We start from the raw sequence: 8,940 nt of genomic DNA, 5'->3' as shown, positions 1-8,940 counted from the left end.
GGCCGGTTGAAGAAGATCGTCACCGCCGCCCTGTGGCAAGCCGACCCCGAACAAGCCCAAGCCGCCGCCGAGGCCGCCGCGAAAACCCGCGGCGTGTTCGTCGCGCAGTCCGATCCCGACGACGACCACGGCACGAAGCGCATCTTCATCCGCGCCGCCACCGGCGCCGTCATCCGCTTCGACGCCACCGTCGACGAACTCGCCCAAGCACTGAAAGCCCTAGGCGACACCGACACCCTCGACGAACGCCGCGCGAAGGCCATCGATTGGCTCGCCGACCCCGCCGCCGCCGACCGCCTCCTCCAACTCGCCCGCCACCTCGCCCGCACCACCCGAACCAACCAGGGTGAGACCAGCACCCATGGCCAAGACGCCCCCTCCGCGGCCGAGATCCTCAAGCCACCTGAGCAGCCTGAGCCGCATGAACAGCCCGAGCCACGTGCGCCCCGGCATAGTCACACGGCTGCCGACCAGATCCCGACCGCAGCCGACCACGACGACCGGGACTACCGCGACGACTGCCAGGCCCCTGCCACCGACGCCACCAACCCCGCAGACGATCTGGACAGCGAGCCCGGCACGTACGAGACGCACCCTGACAACGCCACGTTCGCCACCGCTGGGTACTACACCGCTGGGTACTACACCGCTGGGTACTACACCGGTGGGTACTACACCGGCGATGCGGACGCTGAGTACGACATCAACAACACCGGCAACGTGGACGACGAGCCTGCCACCGACGGCACGCGCGACGTCGACGGTCGACCCAACACGGACGACGCGGACTACGCGGGCGATGCGGGCGATGCGTACGGCATGGACCATGACAACGAGAAGCAGGCTGAGCGTGCCGCGAGAGTCGACGGACCTGCGGGTGCTGGGGGTGCTGTGGATGCTGCGGGTGCTGAGGGCAAGGAGTTCACGCGGCGGGCGCTCGCCGACACGCTCAAGGCGCGGTTGGCTGCGATCAAACGCGACGCCCACAGCAACGGGCCCGGCGCAGGCGCAGGCACGGGCAGGCGGAACCGGCACACCCTCTACGTTCATCTCACCGACAACACCCTCGCCACCGGCACCGGTGTACTGCGCACCGAAGACCTCGGCCCACTCCTGGCAAGCCAACTCAGCGAACTGCTCGGCCACGACCAGGTGATCGTCAAACCGGTGATCGACCTGCACGACCAGGTCAGCGTCGACTGCTACGAGATCCCCGACCGGATCCGCGAACGAGTACGACTACGCCATCCGGTCGACATGTTCCCCTACGGCGGTCGTGAATCCACCGCCTCGATGGACCTTGACCACATCACGCCGTACAAGCACGCCCGCACCCCCGACCACACCAGCCAGAACCACACCGGCCAGGACCCCAGCAACCAGACAGACACCAGCCCCGATCCCTCCAACGACCTGGACGGCGCCGGCCGATCGGACTGCGTCGCGCGATCCGGCTCCCCAGCACCGGACAGCCGGAGAGGTCTGTCTCCAGACGCCAGGCCACCCGGACGAACAACGGCGCCGGCGCCGCCCGGACGGGCGGGGCAGACCAGTGTCGACAACCTCATACCGCAAGGACGACTCCACCACCGCGCCAAGACCTTCGGCGGCTGGCGCAACAGGCGGCTGCCCGGCGGAGGAATCGAGTGGATCAGTCCCCACGGGTTCACCTTCCTGGTCGACCACACCGGGACCCACCCGCTGTCACTCGGTCTGCCCGCGGCGAGCCCCCTGGGAGATCCCGTAGATCGCGACGCCACGGACTGAGGCTGCAGGTATCCCACCGCACCAGCAGCCGACAATCCAGCCCGCTCGTTCTCCATGAAGAGCCGCCACGTCAATCCCTGCGAGTCACAGTTGCGGGTGGTCCTGCAACGACAGGATCCTTCGCGGGCCACAGGGTCTACGGGAGGCAGACAACGCTGCCCAGCCTCACAGCAGAGTCGCTCGCCTGGTACGCCCATTGCTCTGCATCCCCAGGGGTTGCGAACCCGATGGATGCGAGAACTCCTCGCCCCGGACTCTGTGCTCCCGTTGACATCCCGCCACCTCAGAACAACACCTCGACAGAGCAACACAGCCCCGTTGCTGAGTCGAGCCGTCACTCTCAGACGTGACATGGTCGGCAGGTCGACTCCGGCGACACGTGGCAACGATGAGACATGGCCACGATCAGCTGTCACACGAGAGCTCGCTCCAGTCGCGTGACTCAAGCCGAGCATTCACCGACAACCTGTGCGTGGCCAAGGAGCGCCGGTATCCGGCCAGCCTTCCAACCAAGACTGCGGTCAGGTCGCTGCAGGCGCATGCCCGGCAGCATCTCCAGCACGCCCGCAATCACGTGGAGCAGACCATCCGCCGCCGGCGTCTAACCCACGACCACACCAGGACGAAGGTGGATCGGCAGGCGACACATCAGCCTTCTGCGTCCCACCTCGCGAACCCCGTGCATCCGCCGGAGGTACGCAACCAGCAGCACCTCCTTGGCCCCGTCAACCAATTGCTCGCCGTCGCCAGCATCTGCCCGGGCTGAGAAGGCATGCACTCAGTGCGGTACGCCCGGGCCGGCCGCACCCACGACGACGGACCGCTCCGCGCCCGATGCGTCCTCTCAGGCGCCCGTCCGAACGAGCTCGTGATTCGCCGCCGGCCCGCACCCGAAGTACGCCATGCCGCGCAACGCTGGAGGAGGTCATAACACGGTCCGCAAATCGTTGCGGGTAAGGCCTACATGGACAAAGACGGAGCATCCAAGACGGCGGACCGCTACTGGCACCGGCGAACCACCTCACGCCTCGCCGAAGTCCGTACCCCGACAACGCTTTCTAACCACGGCCAACGAAGTCGGAATGCCGGCACGGGCTCGCGGCGTCAGACGCACTCCACAACGTCCGGCACGCCGGCAGCTGGGCTCAACTGCAGCTGGCAGCTCCCAGCTCACCCGCAAGGCGGTCCCGCGCTTGCCCAGGGCCCACACCCGACACCACGTCTGCATCCCGCAGGCGACTCTGAGAGACAGTCGCCAGCTCTCCGTTCCCTCACCCCGGCCACGGGCAGACCAGTTGCCGAGACGGCGGCTTCCTCGCGCGCCCCTGAGCCATGTCGTACTTCACTACCGGATGCGTCCGGCTGCACCTTCCGCGCCGCCGCAGTCAGCCCGAGTCGCGGTTCCCGCACCAGTCCCACATCCGCTCAGTGGCGGCGGCATACCGATCGGGGCGGCGGCCCTTCCACGGGTATCCAGGAACCACCTCACGCTTCGCCGACGGTCAGCGCCGGCAGCGCCTCCTGCGCGAGGCCAAAGTGGCGGAAGACAGTCGCCGCTCCATCCATCAGGCACCCCACGTCCACGGGAAGTCGGCAGGCGAGGCGGCGGCCTTTCCACGCACACCCCGCGAACCACCTCATGCTTCGCCGACAGCCGCTAGAAGAGCAGTCGCCACCCCTTCCGCCCCGCAAGCACCTCACGTCTACGAAGGACCGATCAGCTGAGGCCGCGGCATTTCCTCGCACACCCCGCGGATGGGGATGCTTCGCCGGGGCCCGCGCACGGCGGCACCTCCTGCGCGCCGCCGGAGGCGGCCAGAAAACAGTCGCCGGTGCCCTGCAAGCAGCCCTCGCCCAGGGGAAGGCAGCAGCCCTGGCGGCACTTCCACACATACACACACCCCGAACCACGTCTTGCTTCGCCGGAGAACTGCGCCGGAGGCGCCTCGTGCACGCCGCCGGAGGCGGCCGGAGGACAGTCGCCGCCCACTCCATCCAGCAAGCACCCCACGTCCACTGGAAGCCAGCAGCCGAGGCGGCGGCCTTCCACGCACACCCCCGCGGAAAATAGATGCTTCGCCGAGGCCCGCGCACTGCAATGCATTCTGCGCGCCGGCGGAGGCGGCTGGAAGGACAGTCGTCGCTCGCCTTGTCTCGCAGGCGCCTCACGTGGGCGGACGATCCATCGGTTGGGGCGGCGGCCTTTGCATGTACGGCTGGCGGGCTAGGCGGGTGGGGTGGTTGGGGTGGGGTCTTCTTCGAGGATGCCGATGGTTCTCAGGCGGGAGATGATGCCGCCTTCCTGGCGGCCGAGGGTTTCGGTGAGGTCTTCCAGGGAGGCGCCGTTGTTGTACATGTCGGTGAGGGTTTCGGTGTCTTCGGGGGTCCACTGGCGGAAGGCGTTGGGGGCGGTTTGGCGGGCCTTCTGGATCTTGCGGGTCATGGAATTGGGGTTGATGGGCTCCAGGGATCGGATCCGGGACTGGCGGTGGCGGCCTACCTCCTCGCCCTTCTGCCAGAAGATCACTGCTCCGTTGTCGAAGGTCATCAGGTCGGCGGGGACGTCGCAGTAGTCGGCCTCGTCGAGCATCACGCGCATCATCTCTGGGGTTCCTCTTTCGGTCCTGAGGGATCTGGTCGGCAGAGAAGATGCCCGGATCCGCGGCACCTCGGCAGACGATCTGGAAGCTGTGGACAACCGATCGCACAACCAGTTTGCAAAAACTCTTTGCAAAGAGTCTTTGCAGTCGTAGAGTCGGTGTCATGAGCGACAAGAGCAGCAACGAGGCGCCACGGACGGTTCGGCTGGATCGGGAGTTGGTGCGGGCGCTGGCACATCCGATGCGGAACCGGATTCTGGGGTTGCTCCGGGTGTACGGGCCGCAGACCGCGACCACGCTGGCCGGGCGGCTAGGGGTGAACACCGGGGCGACCAGCTACCACCTGCGGCAGCTCGCGGAGGCCGGGCTGGTGGCGGAGGACGACAGCCGGGGCAACGCGCGCGACCGGTGGTGGAAGGCGGCGCATCAGGGGACCGAGTTCGACAAGGCCGAGCTGCTGGACCAAGAGCCGGAGCTGGCGCTGGGCTTCCTGCACGGTGTCGGGCAGACGTACGCCGAAAACATCTTCAGCTTCATCGACGCGATGCAGACGATGCCGGCGGACTGGCGGGACGCGAGTGTGCTGTCGGACTACTTCTTCCACCTGCGCGCCGACCAGCTCGACGCGATGATGCACGAGGTGCTGGCGGTTCTGGAGAAGTACAAGACGCCCGACCTGACCGCTCCCCTGCCGGACGGCGCCGAGCAGGTGACCGTCCAGATCCAGGCGTTCCCTCGCGAGACGCGGTAGGAGGACCAGCAGTGAGGCAATCGAAGCCGTTGGTCGCGTTCCTGGTGGCGAACGTGGTGTCGATCTGCGGCACCCGCGTCAGCGCCATCGCGATCCCCTGGTTCGTACTGATCACCACGGGCTCGCCCGTCAAGACCGGTCTGGTTGCCCTGGCCGAGATGGCGCCGCTGGTCGTCGTGAAGGCCGTGGGCGGCCCGATGATCGACAAGGTCGGCGCCCGTCGGATCAGCGTCCTGGCAGACACCGCCAGTACGGGCGTGGTTGCCCTGGTACCACTCCTGCACACCCTCGGTCTGCTGCACTTTCCAACGCTGCTGGCGCTTGTCGCGGTCGCCGGCGCGCTCCGCGGGCCAGGGGATTCCGCCAAGGAGACCCTGATCCCGGACATCGCCCGGGCCGCCAGGGTCCCGCTCGAGCGGGTGACAGGCCTGGAGAGTACGACGGAACGCCTGGCCGGCTTCTTCGCGTACGCACTGGCCGGCGGACTGATCACGCTGGTCGGAGCAGTCAACGCACTGTGGATCGACGCCGCGTCGTTCGGCATCTGCGCCGTACTCATCGCCCGCTGGATCCCCAAGCAGGACGGGCAGCCGGTCAGCAACGAGGAGGCGTACGGGCGGCGCCTGCTGGAAGGCTGGCAGTTCCTCCGCAGCGACAGGTTGCTGCTGCCGCTGGTCGTGATGATTGCCGTCACCAACCTGCTCGACGCCGCGACCAGCACGGTATTACTGCCGGTCTGGATCAAAGAACACGGCTACGGGCCTGGGCACACCAGTCTGATCCTCACCTCGTTCGGCGTGACCGCAACGGCGTTCGCCCTACTCGCGTCGGCGATCGGCGATCGCATACCGCGCAAGCTCGTGTTCACGCTGGCCTTCCTGATCGCCGGCGCCCCGCGCTTCGTGGCAATGGCGACCGATGCACCGGTGTGGGCGTTGATGGCCGTGTACGCCGTGGGCGGCATCGGCGCCGGCTTCATCAACCCGGTATTAGGTGCGATCCGGGTCGAACGGATCCCCAGTCACCTGCTCGGCCGGGTCAACTCGCTGTCCAACGCGGCCTGCTGGACCGGCGTACCGCTGGGAGGTGTGGCGGCCGGTGCGGCGATCGCTGCGATCGGCCTGGCGCCCGCGCTGCTGGCAGGTGGTGTGATCTATCTGATCGCCACCATGTCGCCGGTGCTGATCGGCCGCCACGAGAGCTGGAAAGCTACACCGGATCCGACGGGTCCTCCGGGAACGGCGGCAGATCCGGCCCCGGTGGCAGCCGGTGCGTCTTAGCCTTCGCACTGTCGTCCACCGCTCGCCGCATGCGGTCCCGCTCGGCCCGCAGCAGCCCCAGCATCACCAGGTCCAGCAGCATCCCCCCGGCGGCCGCGAACTGCGTAGCGGCGAACTGGAAGACCTGTGTCATCAGCAACGACACCAGCACCGCCAGCTCGAACAGCCGGACCGCCCGCGCCCGGTTGGCCTTCCGCAACGCCAGCGCACCACGCACCGTGAAGGTTGCCGACAGCAAGCTCCCGGCCGTCACGCCCAGCACTGGAAGGGTGTTGAGCCCGTTCCCCAGTACGGCGGCGATGACGAGCTCACCGACCACCTGGATGGCCAGTACGGCGACCGCGACCGTCGGGGCCTTCGGGTGCGTGGCCAGCCGCTCGAAGCCGCGCTGGACCGCCTGCCAGGCCGCGTCCACCGGGGCGGCCAGCTCCACCTCGTCCGGCGGGCAGGCCGCCAGTAGGTCGGCGGTCTCCCGGCGGCCGCCGATCTCGCGAGGCACCTGGCCCAGCAGCTCGGACGCCTCCGCCCGGCGGCGGCGGGACAGGCCGCCCGCGACACCCTCGACGGCGTGGTCGATGACGTTCGCGAGCTCCTCCCGCGGGTCGATCGGCCGCCGGGTGGTGAGGAAGCGGAAACCCAGCACGATCAGGACGAAGACGATGTACACGATCGCCGCGGTCGGCTTGTAGAAGTAGTTGTTGTCCGAGGTGACGAACTTCCCGACCTCGTCGATGAACAGCCCGAACCCGATCCCGCCGATCGTCGCCGCGGCCGGCCGGACCACCGGGCCGACGTACCCGAGGAGCAGCGAGATGGCGACGAACATCAGCAGCCCGCCGGGCAGTACGTGCGCGATGTGCAGGCCCTTGCCGCCGATCTGCGGGTACCCGCTCAGGCTGAGCAGCAGCCGCGTGATCAGCACCGTCGCCACCCCGGACACCACGAACGTCGTCAGGTGCTCCCCCGACCGCACGTTGCGGACCATCCCGGCCCGCATCAGGTACGACGAACGTTCACCGGCGGAGGTGGTCATGCGGTGACGTTACCGGAGGAAGGCTGCCACCACGACGATGGCGACCAAGGCTGCCAGTACGAGGGAGGTCACCAGTCGGCGCGTGCGGGGGTCCACGTGGTCAGGGTAGGCGGAAGTTCCCTACGAACGTGTCATCGGGGTCCACCCGCTGCTTGATGTCCCGCAACCGGGCCAGGTCCGCCGGGCTGTAACAGTCGTCCAACGAGCCCCACGCAGACAGACCGGTCGGCGACATGTCACCGGCATGCCACGGAGTCAGCGCCTCCTGGAACTTCTGGAGCACGGCGATCGCCTGGGGGTCCTGCACGATCGAGACAGCCAGCAGCATGTACTGCGCTGCCGGGTCAGTCGCCGCCACACCAGGGCGTTCGGCGTCAGCACTGGCGCGGAGGTGCCGTACCTGGACCTGGAAGATCAACGATGGCTGACCGCAGTACTCGAGCAAGGTGCAGATCAGGTCCGGTGTGAGCTCGTCGAACGTACTGGTGATCAGCGAAAGCGCCTGCGGTGGCGCCGGCACCGAGTTGAACTCTCCGACGCCGCTGGGCTGCAGTGACTGCACCGTGTCGCTCACAGGCGTGCCCGCTGCCCTGACTGTCGAGAGAGCCGCTTCCAACGCTTCCGGCTGGTACGGCGTCATCCCGTCGACCATGCAGAACGACTTGCCCCGTACGCCCTCCGGCACCGCCGGTACGTCGGGATAGTGGACCAGGTACGCCCACAGCGTCACCTGCGACGCCGCCTCCTGCGTAGCCTTTCCGTACGCCGTGAGCACCTGCTCGGCCTGCTCGATCGGGAACATCAACCGTGCGCCGGTGATCGCCGGTGCCAGATGCAGATCGACCTCCGCAGCGGTCACCACGCCGAAGTTCCCACCGCCGCCGCGCAGCGCCCACATGAGGTCCGCGTCGGACGCGTCGTCGATCCATCGGCGCTCCCCGGCCGCATCGACGATCTCCGCGGCCCGCAGGCTCGCCGCACCGCTCCCGTACGGCCGGGAGAACCAGGAGGACCCACCGCCGGTGCAGAAGCCGACCACGGAGATGTTCCCGGTCGAGCCAGGCAGTCCGGTCAATCCCGTACCGTCCAGCGCAGTCTGTACGGCTCCCCAGCGCACGCCAGCACCGATCCGCGCCACCCGGGCATCCGAGTCGATCCAGATGTCGTCCAGTGCGTCTGTGCGTACGACGATCGTCCCGTCCAACGCACGGGTGGCACCATGGCCGCCCGCTTGCGGAGCCACCTTCAGCCCGTGCGCACCGGCGTACGCGACCGTGTGCTCGACGTCGCTCGGGCCGGCTGCCACCACCACCGCACGAGGCCGCTGGTCGACCGAGAGGTTCCACGCACGCCTGACCTGCTCCCAGTCCGGGTCGTCCGGTGTCACGAGCCGTCCAGTCAGCACCTGCTGCAAGTCTTCGAACATGCCCACCACCATCCCGCCAACCGGCCCGTACCGGTACCCCTGGTTTCTGGGATGCCTGCGTGACCCGTCGCGGGCGACACTGG

The 8,940-nt window shown here is 68.1% G+C and carries 5 protein-coding genes and 1 pseudogene; 3 read left to right on the top strand and 3 right to left on the bottom strand.

Features of this window, described 5'->3' with window-relative positions:
- Positions 1 to 1,767, top strand: a pseudogene (locus tag ACFV9C_RS27990) (hypothetical protein); the annotation flags it as partial.
- A gap of 2,224 nt (positions 1,768 to 3,991) precedes the next feature.
- Here ACFV9C_RS27990 and ACFV9C_RS27985 read toward each other — a convergent pair.
- Positions 3,992 to 4,357 (bottom strand): hypothetical protein, encoded by a 366-nt coding sequence (locus ACFV9C_RS27985; RefSeq protein ID WP_380198273.1) that lies wholly within the window; start codon positions 4,355 to 4,357, stop codon positions 3,992 to 3,994.
- A gap of 173 nt (positions 4,358 to 4,530) precedes the next feature.
- On the opposite strand from ACFV9C_RS27985, the gene ACFV9C_RS27980 reads away from it, so the two are divergent.
- Entirely contained in the window at positions 4,531 to 5,118 is a 588-nt protein-coding gene (locus tag ACFV9C_RS27980) for a helix-turn-helix domain-containing protein (protein WP_380198268.1), read from the top strand.
- 11 nt (positions 5,119 to 5,129) lie between these two features.
- Positions 5,130 to 6,398 carry an MFS transporter gene (locus ACFV9C_RS27975; RefSeq protein WP_380198267.1) on the top strand — a complete coding sequence of 423 codons (1,269 nt, stop codon included), beginning with the start codon at positions 5,130 to 5,132 and terminating at the stop codon, positions 6,396 to 6,398.
- Here the strand turns inward: ACFV9C_RS27975 and ACFV9C_RS27970 are convergent.
- Both ACFV9C_RS27970 and ACFV9C_RS27965 read right to left on the bottom strand, forming a co-directional pair.
- Positions 6,328 to 7,431: a hypothetical protein gene (locus tag ACFV9C_RS27970; RefSeq protein WP_380198266.1), complete on the bottom strand. Its 1,104-nt coding sequence runs from the start codon at positions 7,429 to 7,431 to the stop codon at positions 6,328 to 6,330. The two genes, ACFV9C_RS27975 and ACFV9C_RS27970, sit on opposite strands and share 71 nt — an antisense overlap.
- A gap of 100 nt (positions 7,432 to 7,531) precedes the next feature.
- The gene (locus ACFV9C_RS27965; RefSeq protein WP_380198264.1) at positions 7,532 to 8,857 is read right to left on the bottom strand and encodes an FAD-binding oxidoreductase; all 1,326 of its coding nucleotides are present in this window, start codon (positions 8,855 to 8,857) and stop codon (positions 7,532 to 7,534) included.
- Positions 8,858 to 8,940 lie beyond the last annotated feature (83 nt).

The organism is Kribbella sp. NPDC059898, assembly GCF_042730855.1.
Classification (GTDB): Bacteria; Actinomycetota; Actinomycetes; order Propionibacteriales; family Kribbellaceae; genus Kribbella.
Note: the sequence above shows the minus strand (reverse complement) of the source record. Positions and strands in the feature narration are given on the sequence as shown.

Coding starts and splice junctions, on each gene's coding strand:
- ACFV9C_RS27985 (WP_380198273.1), bottom strand. CDS start 4,357: ATGCTCGACGAGGCCGACTACTGCGACGTCCCCGCCGACCTGATGACC.
- ACFV9C_RS27980 (WP_380198268.1), top strand. CDS start 4,531: ATGAGCGACAAGAGCAGCAACGAGGCGCCACGGACGGTTCGGCTGGAT.
- ACFV9C_RS27970 (WP_380198266.1), bottom strand. CDS start 7,431: ATGACCACCTCCGCCGGTGAACGTTCGTCGTACCTGATGCGGGCCGGG.
- ACFV9C_RS27965 (WP_380198264.1), bottom strand. CDS start 8,857: ATGTTCGAAGACTTGCAGCAGGTGCTGACTGGACGGCTCGTGACACCG.